Genomic DNA, 15,761 nt, shown 5'->3' on the forward strand with positions numbered 1-15,761 from the left:
AAAAATATTTATAAAGATAAGCATTATTTAAATCAAATTTAATGCGAATGAGGTGCTTCAATCCCTAAAAAGTAAGCCAAGACAATCCCAATTGCAATCATCGATAATTTTGCCAGATTGAACTTGTGGTTTTCACTGCTTTCAAAAATTATCGTTGATGAAATATGGAACAAGATTCCAATGACAACGCCTGTAATTTCTGTATAATAATGATTCAAGGAGGTAAAATATTCTGCTGATAAGGTGCCAAGCGGTGTCATCAAGGCAAAAGTAGCCATAAAGAAAAATACAACCGTTTTATTCAAATGCGAATTCAAGAAAAAAGCGGTAAGGATAACGGCAATCGGCAAGTGATGGATGGCAATTCCAAGTGCCAAATCACTGTGATGGCTAACAGGAAAACCTTCCATAAAAGCGTGAATACAAAGGCTGATGAAAAGAGCCCAAGGCATTTTTGAATCGTCGTGACCGTGAGAGTGAACGTGACCGTGTTCGGCACCTTTCGAAAAGAATTCCAAGATAATTTGGAAAAGGATTCCAATCATTATGAAAATCCCAACCGCATTCGAATGATTGTGGTCGCCATGATGTGCAGATTCGTAAACCTCTGGCAACAAGTGCATCACAGTTATAGAAAGCAAAAAAGAACCGCTAAACGCCATTAGCAATTTCAAGTTGGTTTTTTTAGTTGGTTTCAGGAATAATGCAATTCCATATCCAAGCAAAACCGAAAGTAGGGGTAAAATATAAATCATTCTTTAATATCTATAAATCTAAAATCTGCAATCTAAACTCTGCAATCTAAAATTACTTAAAAACCATAATCAGCCTTTCGCTTTCACTCTTATGGAATTTCTTCAATTTATAATCTCCAAAAGTATCCAGAAGATAAATTCCAGCTTCTTCCATCAGATTTTCGAAATCTTCTAACGTTAAAGCTCTTACTTTTTCAGTAAAATGAAATTGTTGCCCTTTATCTTCAAAATCAATTTCCTTATAAATGTATCCATCAATATGAAAACGCTTGATTTTAAAGTCGATCCCGTCCACCGTTTTCACTTCTTCAGCAACCAAATTAGCGATAACTTGATGCACATTCATAAAATCAATCACAGCAAAACCATATTCGGTAAGGCTTTCTTGGATGGCTTTCAGTGTAGTTAAGTTGTCCGCGTCATTTTCGAAATAGCCAAAACTCGTAAACAAATTCAAGATGGCATCGTACTTCTCATCACACGGTTTTCTCATATCGTGTACCACAAAATGCAATCGCTCGTTTTCGGATTTTTTCGCCTCAGCAATACTGTTTTCAGATAAATCGGCACCTGTAACATCAAAGCCCAATTGGTTCAAATAAATAGAATGACGTCCTTTTCCGCAGGCCAAATCCAGAATTTTTGCTTCTTCCGGAAGATTCAAATAATTCGTAATGTTGTCCATAAACAACTGGGCTTCGGTATAATCACGGTCTTTGTAAAGTATGTGGTAATAAGGCGTATCAAACCAGGATTCAAACCAATTTTGTGATTCAGGATTTTTGATTTGGGATTTAGGATTTGGTAAATCAGACATTTATCGTTTTCTATTAATTCAAGTCTGCAAATTTAGTGTATTTTTGCACCGAATACTTGATTTTACAATGGAAAATAATTTTAAAATGGTTGCCAAAACCTTTTTTGGTTTTGAAGAAATATTAGCAAAAGAACTACAGATGTTGGGAGCTCAGGAGGTTGAGCAAGGTGTGAGGATGGTTAGTTTTAAGGGAGATAAAGGTTTTATGTATAAAGCCAATTTGTCCTTGAGAACGGCTTTGAAAATCTTGAAACCAATTTATTTTTTCCGTGTGAACAATGAAGAAAGCCTTTACAAAGGAATTTCAGGAATCGACTGGTCGAAATATTTGAATTCGAATCAGACTTTTGTGATTGATGCAACGGTGCATTCTGAAAAATTCAACCATTCGGAGTTTGTGGCACAAAAATGTAAAGATGCAATCGTGGATCAATTCAGAACCAGAACCGGACAACGACCGAGCATAGACAAGCAATATCCGGATTTGAGGATTAACATTCATATTGATAAGGACCAATGCTCGGTAGCCTTGGATACTTCAGGAAATTCCTTGCACCAAAGAGGTTACAGGACGGCAACGAATATCGCTCCAATCAACGAAGTTTTGGCGGCAGGAATGTTGTTGCTTTCCGGTTGGGACGGTCAAGGCGACTTTATCGACCCAATGTGTGGTTCGGGAACTATTTTGGCGGAAGCCGCGATGATTGCTTGTAATATTCCAGCCAATATCAACCGTAAGGAATTTGCCTTTGAAAAATGGAACGATTGGGACAATGATTTATTCGACCAAATCGTGACATCTTGTTTGAAGAAAGTGCGTGAGTTTCATTATACGATAAAAGGTTACGACAAAGCACCTTCGGCAGTTAGTAAAGCAAAAGACAACATCAAGAATGCCAATTTGGATGAATACATAAGCATTTCTGAAGAGAATTTCTTTGATACTGAAAAAACATCGAAAGGTCCGTTGCACATGGTTTTCAATCCGCCTTATGGGGAACGTTTGGATATTCAGATGGAAAATTTCTATAAGAATATTGGTGATACTTTAAAGAAAAATTATCCAGGCACAAACGCTTGGTTTATTACCGCCAACCTTGAAGCTTTGAAATTTGTAGGCTTGAAACCTTCAAGAAAAATCAAGCTTTTCAACGGAAGTTTAGAAGCCAGATTGGTGAAATATGAAATGTATGAAGGAAGTAAAAGAACGAAATTTCAAACTTCTGACGATAATAATGATTTAAATTAAAAAAAAATGAGTTTAAAAACCAAAGCCTTTATCTACCAACTTCTAAGTTTCGCAGTATTATTTATTCTTGTCCGTTTTTTGGTTGCCAGTTATTCCAATTTGGAAGGATTTTGGGTGCCATTGACAGCCTTTATTGCAGGAACAATCTTGGCTCCACAATTTCAAGCAGTGAAAACCAATGAAGGCGAAAAGCTCTTTATGAAATGGATTTTTATGAAGGGAATTAAGGAAATTAAATGATTTAAAGATTCTGTCAATTATAAGGCAAATGAAGAATGGGCTTTTGCCCATTTTTTATTAAAATAAATAAATGAAAATAGGTACAATTAATATAGATTGGTTTAAAAAATCAGTTCAATCGAAGCAATTTATTATTGAAAAAATAAATGAGCAAGATTTTGATTTTTTAATTGTAACCGAAAATATTGACGAATTTAAGTTTTCGGAAAATTATTTTGTTTATCATTCTAACCCGATTCCCTTGGATGAGGAATTTGAATTTTTAGATTACGGTAAATATCTAAAAGGAAATCAACCTGTTAGAACTTCAATTTACAGTAAGTATCCATCTATAAAACAAAATACCGTTCGAGATTTTTATACAAGCATTTCTCATGATTTTTTGGTAGATGAAAAAACAGTTACTGTCTACGGAACCATTGTAGGAACTTTAGGGATTCAGCATCAAAAAGATATTGCAAAAAAAGAGCTTTTAAATTTTATTTTTGATGTAGATGAATTAGTAGAAAAGCAAAATGATTTTATTGTTGCAGGCGATTTTAATACTTCTTTTTTGGAATCCGAAAAGCGGGAACTTTCTCAAATAAATTCGCGGGAAGTTTTAATAAATATATCGCATAAATATCATATTCAGCGAATTACAGAAAATATCACTCAAAACATCGACCATATTTTTATTTCCAAATCATTTCCAAAAGCTGAAAGTTTGGTTTGGATAACCGAAGATGAACTGCAAGATAAATACCATAAAGGAGTGTCAATAATTATATGATATTACTTTTTCTCCTCCACAATAGGAACATTTTTCTTTTTATAAATAGGCAATAAATAAGAAACGGTATAGTTAAAACCAACTCCAAAATCGCCATCATAGGTTCGGTTGAAGCCGGGAATATAAAGATTGTCGAAACCTCCAGGTTGTTTGTTGGATACAAGTCGGTTCATTCTAAAGCTGAATCCTACGAAAACATTGTCGAAAACCCTGGTCTTCATTCCAACCACAACTTCTATCCATTGGGCCGAAAGTCCGTCGAATTGAGCTCCACCGTTTGTAGCAGGAAGTTGTCCCCAGTAAGGATTTGGATTGTAAATTTGATAATTGTTTATTTCTTGACTGAAGGAACTCACGCCATAACGCAAACCAACATGGATCATGTTTTCTAGGTCGAGCCAGTTTTCGTGCATATTATAATCAAAACCTACTTTAAAGAAAGTCCCTTTTGTAGTAAAATTGACTTGGTCCTCATCGGTTGTTTTGTTTTCGTTGCCAATTTCTCCCGCCAAATAATATTTCTTGGCCAAACGATAATCACCAACGATTTCAAAACCTTTATAATCCTTGTCATAAACAGAACGGGCAATTTTCAGCAAGTCTACTCCAAAACGAATTCCGTAGCGTTGTGCTACAACCGGAGTTGCTAGTGAATCGGTTTTTTTTTCTTGTGCTACAATTGATGATGAACACAAAATCAATATACTACTAAAGAAAATATATGTTGATATGGGTTTCATTTTCATCGTTTATGTTGGTTTCTTCAATTCTAATATTTCTGATCCAGTTTCCAAGAGTTGCATTTTCGTCATTATTTAAGATGAACGGGTCGGCCTGACCTCCGTTTAAATCAAAGATTGTTTTAAAACCGCAGGCTCTGGACACATATTCGTCTCTTCTGGAATAATTAAATTCCAATGTGTCTACTTGTGCATTGGCAAGGATGGTGTCTTGGGCAAATCGGATAAATCTAAATTTAGAAACATCTAGGTTGGTTTTCAGTGGAATATAAACCAAAGTGTCGTTCCAAAATTGGCTTCCATTACTTGTCAAAACAGGATTGTTATAATTCATACCCTCTCCAACAATCTTTAGATTAGCAATCCTTTTTGGAAGCGATTGGCTGTTGAAATCATAAAATTTAATTACCAACCTCGGGGTTGTTGGTGTTGCAGGATCGCAAATATCATCCTTCTCACAGCTGAAAAGAATGAATGCGATTACAACCAGAACACTAAATATTTTTTTCATCTTAAAATTTACATTTTTAATTTCAATCTCTCAACTTCCAACTTCTAACTTCCATCTTCCATCTTCCATCTTAAATCCTATCTTCTCTCCAAAAGTACAACATTTTCTACGTGATGCGTTTGCGGAAACATATCCACAGGACGAACGCGTGTAACCTTGTATTTTTCGTCCATCAAAGCCAAATCTCGGGCTTGTGTAGCAGAGTTGCAACTTACATAAACCACTTTTTCTGGAGCAATTTTCAAAATCTGTTCAATAACATCCTTGTGCATCCCGTCTCTTGGTGGATCCGTAATAATAACATCCGGTTTTCCGTTTTGAGCAATAAAACTTTCGTTGAAAACCACTTTCATATCGCCAACAAAGAAATCGCAGTTGGTAATTTCGTTGCGTTTTGCATTTTCCTTCGCATCGGCAATCGCTTCAGGAACAGCTTCAACTCCGACAACTTTTTTTGCTTTTCTTGAAACGAATTGAGCAATTGTTCCCGTTCCAGTATATAAATCATAAACAATTTCATTGCCTGTCAAACTAGCAAAATCTCTCGTTATTTTATATAATTCATAAGCTTGTTCCGAATTGGTTTGGTAAAAAGATTTGGCATTGATGCTGAATTTCAAACCTTCCATTTCTTCCAAGATATAATCGCGACCTTTGAATAAGATTACATTCTGGTCGTAAATCGTATCGTTTGGTTTTCCGTTGATGACATATTGCAAGGAAGTGATTTCAGGAAAACGATCTGCCAAGAAATTCAATAGCAATTCTCTTTTTGGTTTATCTTCCTTGAAAAATTGAATCAAAACCATTATTTCTCCTGTCGAAGCCGTACGGATCATCAAGGTTCTCAACAAACCTTCGTGATTTCTTGGATCGAAAAACTCCAGATTATTCTCGTTTGCAAAATCACGAATTTCATTTCGGATGGCATTCGAAGGATCTTGCTGAAGATGACATTTGGTGATATCTAATATCTTGTCCCACATTTTCGGGATGTGAAATCCTAAAGCATTTCTATTTCCTAAATCTTCCGTACTTTCAATTTCAGTTTCGGTTAGCCAACGTGAATTCGAGAATCCGAACTCCATCTTGTTGCGGTACATGAACTGCTCTTCTGAACCTAGAATGTCTTCAAATTCAGGAAGTTCAATCTTTCCGATTCTTTGCAAATGGTTTTTTACTTCATTTTGCTTGTATAAAAGTTGCTGGGAATATTTCATATTCTGCCATTTGCAACCGCCACAAACACCAAAATGCTGGCAAACAGGTTCAACCCTATGCTCTGAAAATTCGTGAAAACGAACCGCTTTTCCTTCGTAATAAGCTTTACGTTTCTTGAAGGTTTGCACATCCACAACGTCACCTGGAACAACATTGGGAATAAAAATAACTTTTCCGTCTGGAGCTTTTGCTACCGAAACACCTTTCGCACCTGCATCCAGGACTTTTATATGATTGAAAACAATCTTATTTGTAACTTTTCTTGACATAGCAGCAAAAATAAGGGATTGATTAGTTTTACAAATTGAATTTGTGAATTATTTTTGAATCGGCTTCAATTTATATTCGTTTTATCCCGATGGGACGTAATCTAAGTTCATAAATAATGTAATTGCATTCAATGAATTTATTTGGTTTTATTTATGCTTTTTTTAAGAATATACGAGGTGTGATAATGAAATGATTGCTAACATTTTTATGTATTTTTGCACCACTAAAAACAAATTCCACTCTAATGGATAATAAAATACTTTCTCTTCTTGCTTCGTTCTTTTTTTCGACTCGCTTAATGGCTGTTTTGTTTATCGGTTTTGCATTGGCGATGGGGATTGGAACTTTCATTGAAAACGAATACAATACGGACACGGCCAGAATTTTGATCTACAACACTCGATGGTTTGAGGCAATTATGTTCTTCTTTTTTGTGAATTTCTTCGGAAACATCAAACGTTATCAATTGTATAAGAAGGAAAAATGGGCAACCTTGATGTTGCACTTGGCTTTTATTTTCATTATTGCTGGAGCTTTCATAACGCGATATATCAGCTATGAAGGGATGATGCCGATTCGTGAAGGCGAGGCTTCGAACCAGTTTTTTTCGGATAAAACCTATCTGACAGTATTTATAGATGGAGAATATAAGGGCGAAATGAAACGTAAGACAGAGGAAGAACCACTATTACTTTCGCCAGTAACGAATAACGATTTTTCGATAAAAGGAAAATTCGATCAATTGCCTTATGAGATAAAATATGAGAATTTTATCATGGGTGCGGTTGAAAAAGTGGAGGAAGATCCAAAAGGAATTACGTTCTTGAAGATGGTTGAATCAGGCGGAGGAACGCGTCATGAACATTATTTGAAGGAAGGCGAAGTACAGAACATCCACAACGTTTTATTTTCGTTGAATAAATATACGGCAGGAGCCATCAACATCAATACAGAAGGAGAAACTTATACCATAAAAGCTCCTTTTGAGGGAGAATTTATGCGAATGGCGGATCAATTTAAAGGTAGTGTAGTGAAAGATACGACCCAACAACTGATGATGCGTTCGCTTTATAATTTGGGTGGAGCACAGTTCGTTTTCCCTGAGCCAGCTATTAAAGGTAAAGTTGGATTTGTGTCCAATAATGATTTTAAAGACAAAGTTACCGATGATGCTTTGATGGTGAAAATCATTGCCGAAGGCGAGGAAAAAGAGGTGACGCTTGTTGGTTCTAAAGGAAAAATGGGAACGCCACAATCGTTTACGCTAGGAAAATTAGACTTTACAATTTTCTACGGAAGCAAGGTTTATGAGTTACCTTTTAAAATTAAATTGAACGATTTTATCGCCTCTAAATATCCGGGAACGGAAAAAAGCTATTCGGCTTATGAAAGCCAGGTTACGGTTATGGATGGCAAGGAACAATTTGACGCTAGGATTTTCATGAACAATGTCTTGGATCATGACGGTTACCGTTTCTTTCAGGCTTCATTTGATCCTGATGAATTGGGAACAATCCTTTCGGTCAACCACGATTTCTGGGGAACTTGGATAACGTATATCGGTTATTTTATCTTGTTTTTTGCCATGATGGCGATTCTTTTCGACAAGCATACACGTTTTGCCGACATCAAAGGTAAATTGGAAAAAGTAAAGGAAAAGAAGGCAAAACTGATTACTATTGTAGTGTTGTTTTTAAGTTTCGGAAGCTTTGCCCAAGAACACGATGGACATACGGATGAAACAAGAGAAGCGGCTGAGAAGTTCATCAACGAACGCATCATAGACAAGGAACATGCCGAAAAGTTCGGACGTTTGGTGATTCAAGATGCGGGAGGAAGGATGAAGCCTGTGAACACTTTTTCATCTGAATTGTTGCGAAAAGTAAGCAAAAGCGAAAAGTACAATGATATGAATTCCGATCAGGTTTTCCTATCGATGACGCAATATTCCAGGGCTTGGTTCGAAATTCCGTTGGTTTTTATTGAAAAAGGGAATGACAGTATTAGAAAGATAATTGGGGTAGATAAAGGCCAAAAACTGATTCCTTTTAGAGCATTTTTTGATGCAGAAGGAAATTATAAATTATCGCCTTACTTGGATGATGCCTATAAGAGTGCGATTCCGAACAAATTTCAAGAAGATTTTATTAAAACTGATAGAAAAGTAAACCTTTTGAATTCTGCCTTGAGTGGCAGCATTCTGAGGATTTTTCCGATTCCGAATGATGAAAACAACAAATGGGTTTCACATATGGAACTTCACGGTGCAGGTTTTAAAGGAATGGATTCCGTAATGACAAAGCAGATTTTACCTTTGTATTTTATGGCTTTGGATTCGGCCCGGACCACGAAAGATTATAAAAAAGCGGATTTCTTTTTGGATGGAATGCACAATTTCCAGAAAAAATACGGTAGTAAGGTAATACCAAGCGACGAAAAGGTTTCTTCGGAGATTGCTTATAACAAGTACGACATCTTCAAGAAATTATATTATATGTATATGTTGGCGGGTGTCTTGATGTTGATTTTTACGATTGTGAACATCTTCTTCGAGAAGAAATCCATTCGTATGGTCATCAACGGTTTCCATATTTTGATAGGTTTCTTTTTTGCTTTGCATACACTTGGACTGATTGCAAGATGGTACATTTCAGGTCACGCACCTTGGAGTGATGCCTATGAATCGATGATTTATGTGGCTTGGGCAACGATGTTTTTTACTTTGGCATTCGACAGAAAATCGAAACTTACTGTTGCTTCTGGAACATTTGTTGCTTCAATGATCTTAATGATTGCACATTGGAACTGGATGGATCCTGCAATTGCAAACCTTCAACCGGTTTTGAATTCCTATTGGTTGATGATTCACGTGGCAGTTATTGTAGGAAGTTATGGACCGCTTACGTTAGCAATGATTTTGGGTGTGGTTTCCTTGATTTTGATGCTGTTTACCAATGAAAAGAACAAGGTGAAAATGAATTTGAACATCCAAGAAATTACCTATATCAACGAAATGGCCATGACGATTGGTTTAGTAATGCTTACCATCGGAAACTTCCTTGGAGGACAATGGGCCAACGAAAGCTGGGGACGTTATTGGGGATGGGATCCGAAAGAAACTTGGGCTTTAATCAGCATTATGGTGTATGCTTTTGTGATTCACGCACGATTTGTGCCATTATTCAGAGGAAAATGGACGTTCAACTTGATGAGTATCTTGGCGTTCTATTCGATCATGATGACCTATTTTGGAGTGAATTTCTACCTTTCAGGATTGCATTCTTATGCAAGTGGCGATCAAGTCGTGACACCGGTTGAGTTTTATTATTCGCTAGCAATTGTGACGGTATTGGCTAGTTTCGCATACTTTAAGCATAAGAAATATTTAAAGAAATAAGCTTCAATGCTTCAACATAAATTTTCACAAATTGATATTGCAAAAGGCTCAACATAAGTTGAGCCTTTCTTATTTAAACCATTAAGGAATTAAGTTTCATTAAGTCTTTAAATCCTTCAATCTTTCAATTTTTCAATCAATCTATACTTTTCCAAGTGTATAAAGTTGTTCTAAAGTAGGAGTAAGGCTTCCGCCAGCTGGTTCAAGTGTGATTCCAAATGCTTCAGCTTCTCCTGTACTGTTTACATTGAACAATCTAGCTTCATTAGCCTTGAAATCTTCCAATAAACCGATGCTTGTTGGCGTAAGAGGATTGAGTTTCAAAGCCCAAACCTGATAGACCATTCCTTCTGGCGGTTCTGGCAATCCAGACGCATCAACGTAAACCGACTGTGTGGCTTGGTTCCAATATACTTTTGCTTTCGATTCTGGCGAAATGGCTTGACCGCCAAGAGCCACAACCGTATTGTTGTTGTCACGGATTATGGACAGAATGCTTTCTGTTTTTTGCTTGTCGATTTGAAGTGAATTGAATTCTTTTTCCAACTCTTTTCTTTCCGATTCAACGTTTACAATCTGCTCTTTGGCATCATCCAGTTGTGTGTATTGATAGCCAACACCAAACATTAAAACTATAGCTGCCGCCCATCCTATGAAAAGGCCTACATTGCTTCTTGGTTTCATCTCAACAACACCTTCTTCAACGCCGTGCTTCTCTAATAGTTGTTTTCTGATTCGATCATAATTGGCAGCCGAAAGATAAGGTGACATGCTGAAGGACAAACTGATTACGGCTTTTTCTATCGATAGAATTTCATCCTTGATTTCGGGATGCTTCTCTGCCATAGCACTCACTTCCTCGGTTTCTGCATCGGTTAGAATTCCAAAAACATAAAGTTCTAAAATTCCAGATTCGATATATTCTCTCACTTCCATCATACTTGTAAAAAGGTTCTTAAATCATTAATGCAGTTTCTGTTCTGGGTTTTCACGGTTCCAAGCGGAATTTCCAATTCTTCCGAAGCCTCTTGCTGTGTATAGCCTTTAAAGAATAAAAGGTTGATAATCTTGATGCATTTTGGCTTCAGTTTCTTTACGAATTCTTGAATTCCAATAGTGTCAATCATGTTCGATAATTTGTTACTGTCATCTAACAGATGTACGAAATTATCAGCCGATAAGTTTTTTTGGTTGTTGTTAAATCCTTTCGATCGGAGTTTGTCGATGGCGGTATTCCGAGCGATATTGAGTATCCAGGTGAAGAAACGGCCTTTACTTTCGTTATAACTTTCGATATTTTTCCAGATTTTTACAAAAACTTCCTGAAGTACGTCTTCTGATTCTTCGTGGTCACGTATTAGATTATAGATGATTCCGTAAAGATTCTTTGAATACATGTCATATAATACCGTAAAAGCTTTGTCGTCCTTTTTAAGAACCAAAGGCAATAATTCTTCCTGTGTCATAGAATTTTAGGTTTAGTTAATACAAATTTATGTATTAGTGATTGATAAATTTAACAATAATCGATTTATATTCATAGGTAAGGAAAAAACATTAACTATTGTTGAACATTGTCTGGCGGTTTGATTTAACAAAATATTGCCAAACCGAATACGCATATTGCTTAATTTTATCGAAAATAAAAAACAATGAAAAATCTATTTATGACTGCCGTTGCAGTAGCAAGCTTGGTAGCCTGCCAAGAAAACACAGCTCAAAACAAAAAGGCATCAACGGCTAACGAAAAAAGTAAAACAATGGACAAACAAAACATCTACCAATTTAAAGTAACCGATTTATCAGGAAAAGAATTTGATTTCGCCTCCCTAAAAGGTAAGAAAATAATGATTGTGAACACTGCTTCAAAATGCGGATTGACACCTCAATACAAGGATTTGCAAGCCATTTACGATAAATTCAAAGATAGGAATCTAGTGATTGTTGGTTTTCCAGCTAATAATTTTATGGAACAAGAACCAGGAAGCAATGAAGAAATTGCAACGTTTTGCGAAAGAAACTACGGCGTGACCTTCCCAATGATGGACAAAATTTCTGTGAAAGGAGATGACATGGCTCCGATTTATCAATTTCTAACTCAAAAAGATAAAAACGGACTTCAGGATTCAGAAGTAGAATGGAATTTCCAGAAATACCTGTTGAATGAAAAAGGAGAATTGATGAAAGTGGTTCCTCCAAAAACGCTTCCAACGGATAAGGAAATTATTGATTGGATTGTGGGATAGTTTTCAGTCGCAGTTTCCAGTCACAGTTTTCAGTCACAAAATGCACTGAAAACTGCGACTGCGACTGAAAACTAAAAAACAAGTTGCATCAAAGAAACATCCAACCATTTATCAAATTTATACCCGGCTTCTTTAAGAATTCCGGTTTCTTTAAATCCGAATTTCTTATGGAATTCAATACTTCCCGAGTTCGAAGCATCGATGACACCAATCATCGAATGATATTTTTGTTCTTTCGCCAAATCAATCAGTTTTTGAAGGAGTAATTTTCCCACGCCTTTTCCGATGGCATTTTCAGTTACATAAACGGAATGTTCTATTGTAAATCGATAGCCCACTTTTACTCTGAAATTTCCAAAGGTTCCAAAACCCAAAACTTCCTTATCATTTTCAGCTACAATAACAGGAAATTTTGAAATTTGCTTTTCCTCAAACCAATTTTTTTGCTCTTCCAGCGTTCGTGCATCATAGTCATAAATGGCGGTTGTGTTCAAAATAGCGTGATTGACGATTTCTAAAATAGCAGGTAAATCGGCAAGAGTGGCAAATCGGATTTTAATTTCCATATTGATTATTTTACACCAAGTTTTAGTAATAATTTTTTAGCATCCGTCGGATTCCATCCCATCGATTCGGAGAAATCTTTAGCCTTTTGGGCATATACAATGGCTTGCTTGTTGTCTTTTGCTTTATGATACAATTGTGCCGTCAACAAATATCCGTCATAGGAGGGTTCTAGCGTAATTGCACGTTCTGTCCATTTTAGGGCGTTGTTCAAATCTGGAATTGTGGCGATGTTCTTCAAATAGGTCTGTCCAATTTCTTTGAGCATTCGGGAATCGTTCCAATAATATTTTTCGACCGATTCAGCTGTTGTTTTCTTATATAGATTCCAATTTTGGGTTCGCTCGGCCAAAGTAACATCAAACATAAAAATCAGCGAATCCGTTTTGTGGAGGCTGATGGTTTTGGCAATTTTTCGGTTTTTGAAATATTGAATCGTATCCAGATTTTCAGTGAAAGGCTTCAAGGATTCCGATACCATACTGTTTATTTTTCGCTCAACCCTCAAAGGCGAAGTCAGCTTTTCAAAAGCGGGCTGATTTTTCAGAACATATTGAAATTCCCTCGATTCAATATCGGTCACAGCATTCGCAATTACTTTCCAGTTCTTGTCGCTCACCAAATCTTGTTCCTTTTGGGTTGCCAGATATTTATGGGCCGGAATCGAAATTTGCTTCCGTTCTTTACCTTTTCCGAGTGTTAGGATATACGCCAGGCATTTGTCAACATTACTTGGATCATTCAAAAATTGTTGCTCCAAGTAAGGCAATTGCATTTTCGGATTGAGTGCATTTTTTGCTTCCTGAATCAGTGCATCGGTTTTGTATTCGCCCGAAAGATTATAAAGTAGAGTTTCATTTTTATCCAAGAAAACAAAGGTAGGATAGGACTTTACGTCGAATTTTTTCTTGATGAAATCTCCATTTTCTTTCTCAACATCCTGCCAAGCACAGATGAAATTCTTCTCCATAAAATCGGCCACTTCAGCAGTATTAAAAACTTCCTTCTTCATTTTGTTGCAATGAGGACACCATTCGGCATAAATCATCAAAAAAATCGGTTTGTTCTCTTTTTTAGAACGTTCGAGTAGTTTTGGCAGACTTTCTTCGCTAAAATTGATGCTGTTTTGAGCTTCAATTCCATTCGATAATAAAAGAAGAAACAAAGAAAAAAATAGAGTTAAATGCTTCATTTTGGATTGTATTTAAAGGGTCAACAGCAACAAATATAGAGAATCATCAGTTAATATATCTTTAATTGTTAGTTAAAAAGCCTTCTTAACTTTGTAACTTTGTAGTTCAGAAATTAAAAAAATGATTTACCCGAAAATACCTTTGGCACAAAGCATCATCGAAATTTGTGCCTCAAAAGGACTCACCAATATCGTCATTTCCCCAGGTTCCAGAAATGCTCCCTTAACCATCGGTTTCGTCAATAATCCTAACTTTAAATGTTTCAGCATCGCCGATGAGCGTTGTGCTGCGTTTTTTGCTTTGGGAATTGCCCAGCAAACCAAGAAACCAGTTGCCCTTGTCTGCACTTCGGGTTCGGCTTTACTCAATTATTACCCGGCCTTGGCAGAAGCATTTTACAGCCAAATTCCGTTGGTGGTCATTTCAGCCGACCGTCCTCATGACAAGATTGATATTGGCGACGGCCAAACCATCCGTCAGGAAAATGTGTTTGCGAATCATATCTTATACAATGCCAATTTGCACGAAGATGCTTCTGCCGAAAACGATTCGAAAATCAACGAAGCCATAAATATTTCTATTTTCCAAAAAGGTCCGGTTCACATCAATGCCCCTTTTGAAGAGCCTTTGTATGAAACCGTTGATGCACTTTCAATAACTATTCCCGCTTCCGCAGATGAACCGCGGATTGTCCCAATTGGGGATTTGAGTGCCTTTGCCGGAACTTGGAACACCGCTTCAAAAAAGATGATTTTGGTGGGAGTGAACGACCCGAATGTAATTGATGAAGCCATCATCCAGCAGTTGTCAAACGACCCATCGGTTATGGTTTTGACCGAAACTACATCCAACCTGCATCATCCTACTTTCATTAACAACATCGATACGATTATCACGCCTTTTGCAACCGAAAATTTTGAGGATTTCCGTCCAGAAATCCTGGTTACTTTTGGCGGAATGGTGGTTTCAAAAAGAATAAAAGCATTTTTAAGAAAATACAAACCGCAACACCATTGGCACATTGACACCTTGAGGGCTTACGACACTTTCGGAGCTTTGTCCGAACATTTCAAAACTTCGCCACAACAGTTTTTCAACGCTTTCCTGCCTTTGACAAAAATTGTGGAAAGCAATTATTTCCAAAAAGGGCAGGACATCAAAACCTTCCGAAAAGAAAAGCACGACCTTTATCTTTCCAAGATTCCGTTCTCTGATTTTATTGTTTTTGATAGAGTAATTTCGGCTCTTCCAAAAGACAGCCACATACAAATCAGCAACAGTTCGGCCATCCGTTATGCTCAACTGATTGACATCGATCCATCGATAGAAGTCTATTGCAACCGAGGAACAAGTGGAATCGATGGAAGCACTTCAACGGCAATCGGAGCTTCTTTCGTCAATAAAAAACAGACGACTTTCATCACGGGCGACATCAGTTTCCTGTATGACAGCAACGCACTTTGGAACAAATACATTCCGTCGAATTTCAAGATCATAATCATCAACAATGGAGGAGGAGGCATCTTTAGGATTCTTCCCGGTCATGCCGAAACGCCTGTCTTCAATGAGTTTTTTGAAACTTCGCATTGCTTCACAGCCGAACATTTGGCCAAGATGTATGGTTTTGATTACCTAACGGCAAGTACTGAAAACAACCTTTCCGAAGCATTATCCGTTTTGTTTTTGCAAAATACTAAACCTGCCATTTTGGAGGTTTTCACGCCAACTTTGGAGAACGATGGGATTTTGTTGCAGTATTTTAGGGAGTTGGTATGAGGAATGATGT

15 protein-coding genes are annotated in these 15,761 nt (G+C 36.9%); 6 read left to right on the forward strand and 9 right to left on the reverse strand.

Translation table 11 applies throughout. The features are described 5' to 3' along the window. Nucleotides 1-38 precede the first annotated feature (38 nt). Together J2X31_RS11775 and J2X31_RS11780 are read right to left on the reverse strand one after the other, a co-directional pair. Entirely contained in the window at nt 39-755 is a 717-nt protein-coding gene (locus tag J2X31_RS11775; protein ID WP_310026945.1) for a ZIP family metal transporter, read from the reverse strand. 52 nt (nt 756-807) lie between these two features. Beyond that, entirely contained in the window at nt 808-1,572 is a 765-nt protein-coding gene (locus J2X31_RS11780; RefSeq protein ID WP_310026947.1) for a class I SAM-dependent methyltransferase, read from the reverse strand. 67 nt (nt 1,573-1,639) lie between these two features. On the opposite strand from J2X31_RS11780, the gene J2X31_RS11785 reads away from it, so the two are divergent. The 3 genes from J2X31_RS11785 to J2X31_RS11795 all read left to right on the forward strand — a co-directional run bounded on the left by J2X31_RS11785 (nt 1,640) and on the right by J2X31_RS11795 (nt 3,833). Then, nucleotides 1,640-2,821, forward strand: a complete 1,182-nt coding sequence (locus tag J2X31_RS11785) for a THUMP domain-containing class I SAM-dependent RNA methyltransferase (protein ID WP_310026949.1) — start codon at nt 1,640-1,642, stop codon at nt 2,819-2,821. A 6-nt stretch (nt 2,822-2,827) separates the two neighbouring features. Further along, on the forward strand, nt 2,828-3,061 hold the full coding sequence (locus tag J2X31_RS11790; RefSeq protein ID WP_310026950.1) for a hypothetical protein: 234 nt from the start codon (nt 2,828-2,830) through the stop codon (nt 3,059-3,061). Between the two features lie 70 nt (nt 3,062-3,131). After that, the gene (locus tag J2X31_RS11795) at nt 3,132-3,833 is read left to right on the forward strand and encodes an endonuclease/exonuclease/phosphatase family protein (protein ID WP_310026951.1); all 702 of its coding nucleotides are present in this window, start codon (nt 3,132-3,134) and stop codon (nt 3,831-3,833) included. Between the two features lie 2 nt (nt 3,834-3,835). Here J2X31_RS11795 and J2X31_RS11800 read toward each other — a convergent pair whose 3' ends face one another. From J2X31_RS11800 to rlmD, 3 genes are all read right to left on the reverse strand, one after another. Then, complete coding sequence (locus J2X31_RS11800; RefSeq protein ID WP_310026952.1) at nt 3,836-4,573, reverse strand: DUF6048 family protein; 738 nt, start codon at nt 4,571-4,573, stop codon at nt 3,836-3,838. After that, nucleotides 4,542-5,084, reverse strand: coding sequence for a DUF6452 family protein (locus tag J2X31_RS11805; RefSeq protein ID WP_310026953.1), 543 nt, complete (start codon nt 5,082-5,084; stop codon nt 4,542-4,544). Before J2X31_RS11805 ends, J2X31_RS11800 begins: the two co-directional genes overlap by 32 nt. A 77-nt stretch (nt 5,085-5,161) precedes the next feature. Then, nucleotides 5,162-6,574: a 23S rRNA (uracil(1939)-C(5))-methyltransferase RlmD gene (gene rlmD, locus J2X31_RS11810; RefSeq protein WP_310026954.1), complete on the reverse strand. Its 1,413-nt coding sequence runs from the start codon at nt 6,572-6,574 to the stop codon at nt 5,162-5,164. A gap of 245 nt (nt 6,575-6,819) precedes the next feature. Here rlmD and J2X31_RS11815 point away from each other — a divergent pair, with 245 nt between their 5' ends. Continuing rightward, complete coding sequence (locus tag J2X31_RS11815; RefSeq protein ID WP_310026956.1) at nt 6,820-9,972, forward strand: cytochrome c biogenesis protein; 3,153 nt, start codon at nt 6,820-6,822, stop codon at nt 9,970-9,972. Between the two features lie 141 nt (nt 9,973-10,113). On the opposite strand, the gene J2X31_RS11820 is transcribed toward J2X31_RS11815, so the two are convergent. Continuing rightward, nucleotides 10,114-10,911 (reverse strand): anti-sigma factor, encoded by a 798-nt coding sequence (locus tag J2X31_RS11820; protein WP_310026957.1) that lies wholly within the window; start codon nt 10,909-10,911, stop codon nt 10,114-10,116. Then, complete coding sequence (locus tag J2X31_RS11825; RefSeq protein ID WP_310026958.1) at nt 10,908-11,438, reverse strand: RNA polymerase sigma factor; 531 nt, start codon at nt 11,436-11,438, stop codon at nt 10,908-10,910. Before J2X31_RS11825 ends, J2X31_RS11820 begins: the two co-directional genes overlap by 4 nt. Before the next feature lie 186 nt (nt 11,439-11,624). Between J2X31_RS11825 and J2X31_RS11830 the strand changes: the two genes are divergently transcribed. Further along, complete coding sequence (locus J2X31_RS11830; RefSeq protein WP_310026960.1) at nt 11,625-12,218, forward strand: glutathione peroxidase; 594 nt, start codon at nt 11,625-11,627, stop codon at nt 12,216-12,218. Nucleotides 12,219-12,289: 71 nt separating this feature from the next. On the opposite strand, the gene J2X31_RS11835 is transcribed toward J2X31_RS11830, so the two are convergent. Both J2X31_RS11835 and J2X31_RS11840 read right to left on the reverse strand, forming a co-directional pair. Then, nucleotides 12,290-12,784, reverse strand: a complete 495-nt coding sequence (locus J2X31_RS11835) for a GNAT family N-acetyltransferase (RefSeq protein WP_310026961.1) — start codon at nt 12,782-12,784, stop codon at nt 12,290-12,292. 5 nt (nt 12,785-12,789) lie between these two features. Next, entirely contained in the window at nt 12,790-13,974 is a 1,185-nt protein-coding gene (locus tag J2X31_RS11840; RefSeq protein ID WP_310026962.1) for a thioredoxin fold domain-containing protein, read from the reverse strand. A 121-nt stretch (nt 13,975-14,095) separates the two neighbouring features. On the opposite strand from J2X31_RS11840, the gene menD reads away from it, so the two are divergent. After that, complete coding sequence (menD, locus tag J2X31_RS11845) at nt 14,096-15,751, forward strand: 2-succinyl-5-enolpyruvyl-6-hydroxy-3-cyclohexene-1-carboxylic-acid synthase (protein ID WP_310026964.1); 1,656 nt, start codon at nt 14,096-14,098, stop codon at nt 15,749-15,751. Nucleotides 15,752-15,761: the final 10 nt, after the last annotated feature.

The sequence above is a fragment of the Flavobacterium arsenatis genome (assembly GCF_031456785.1).
In the GTDB taxonomy this organism is placed as follows: domain Bacteria; phylum Bacteroidota; class Bacteroidia; order Flavobacteriales; family Flavobacteriaceae; genus Flavobacterium; species Flavobacterium arsenatis.

Coding starts and splice junctions, on each gene's coding strand:
- J2X31_RS11775 (WP_310026945.1), bottom strand. CDS start 755: ATGATTTATATTTTACCCCTACTTTCGGTTTTGCTTGGATATGGAATT.
- J2X31_RS11780 (WP_310026947.1), bottom strand. CDS start 1,572: ATGTCTGATTTACCAAATCCTAAATCCCAAATCAAAAATCCTGAATCA.
- J2X31_RS11785 (WP_310026949.1), top strand. CDS start 1,640: ATGGAAAATAATTTTAAAATGGTTGCCAAAACCTTTTTTGGTTTTGAA.
- J2X31_RS11790 (WP_310026950.1), top strand. CDS start 2,828: ATGAGTTTAAAAACCAAAGCCTTTATCTACCAACTTCTAAGTTTCGCA.
- J2X31_RS11795 (WP_310026951.1), top strand. CDS start 3,132: ATGAAAATAGGTACAATTAATATAGATTGGTTTAAAAAATCAGTTCAA.
- J2X31_RS11800 (WP_310026952.1), bottom strand. CDS start 4,573: ATGAAACCCATATCAACATATATTTTCTTTAGTAGTATATTGATTTTG.
- J2X31_RS11805 (WP_310026953.1), bottom strand. CDS start 5,084: ATGAAAAAAATATTTAGTGTTCTGGTTGTAATCGCATTCATTCTTTTC.
- rlmD (WP_310026954.1), bottom strand. CDS start 6,574: ATGTCAAGAAAAGTTACAAATAAGATTGTTTTCAATCATATAAAAGTC.
- J2X31_RS11815 (WP_310026956.1), top strand. CDS start 6,820: ATGGATAATAAAATACTTTCTCTTCTTGCTTCGTTCTTTTTTTCGACT.
- J2X31_RS11820 (WP_310026957.1), bottom strand. CDS start 10,911: ATGATGGAAGTGAGAGAATATATCGAATCTGGAATTTTAGAACTTTAT.
- J2X31_RS11825 (WP_310026958.1), bottom strand. CDS start 11,438: ATGACACAGGAAGAATTATTGCCTTTGGTTCTTAAAAAGGACGACAAA.
- J2X31_RS11830 (WP_310026960.1), top strand. CDS start 11,625: ATGAAAAATCTATTTATGACTGCCGTTGCAGTAGCAAGCTTGGTAGCC.
- J2X31_RS11835 (WP_310026961.1), bottom strand. CDS start 12,784: ATGGAAATTAAAATCCGATTTGCCACTCTTGCCGATTTACCTGCTATT.
- J2X31_RS11840 (WP_310026962.1), bottom strand. CDS start 13,974: ATGAAGCATTTAACTCTATTTTTTTCTTTGTTTCTTCTTTTATTATCG.
- menD (WP_310026964.1), top strand. CDS start 14,096: ATGATTTACCCGAAAATACCTTTGGCACAAAGCATCATCGAAATTTGT.